Source organism: uncultured Jannaschia sp. (assembly GCF_947494055.1).
In the GTDB taxonomy this organism is placed as follows: domain Bacteria; phylum Pseudomonadota; class Alphaproteobacteria; order Rhodobacterales; family Rhodobacteraceae; genus Jannaschia.
In genome coordinates, this window is sequence record NZ_CANLTR010000214.1 from 1 (window position 1) to 342 (window position 342).

Sequence of the window (342 nt, forward strand, 5' to 3'; positions counted from 1 at the left end):
CACCAGCCCGGCCGCACGCTGCGCCGAGCCAAAGGCTCCGCGCGCGGCCTCCTACACCACAGGGTGGGACACTATCGATAAATTCGCCGTCGTGCTCGCACGAGAGGGCGAAGACGCGATGCGCAAGAAGCTCCGGCCCGTCGAGGATGGACTTGTCGTCACGCGTCCGCTGGAAGTCGTGATGATCGACGAGCACACGCTCGACCTCATCGCCTTCTTCGAGCAGAACGATTGGCGCGAGAAGTTCACCGACGAGCAGTGGGATCAGCGTATCCGTCCGGCGTGACCGCCGTTGACATTCAGCGTGGCTGCCAATTCCACGGCGTGAGTTCGTCGATGCGG

The 342-nt window shown here is 63.7% G+C and carries 1 protein-coding gene; it reads left to right on the plus strand.

The window, feature by feature from the left end:
• On the plus strand, positions 1-286 hold a 286-nt coding region (locus Q1A87_RS23900), incomplete at its 5' end, for a hypothetical protein (RefSeq protein WP_299657406.1).
• Positions 287-342 lie beyond the last annotated feature (56 nt).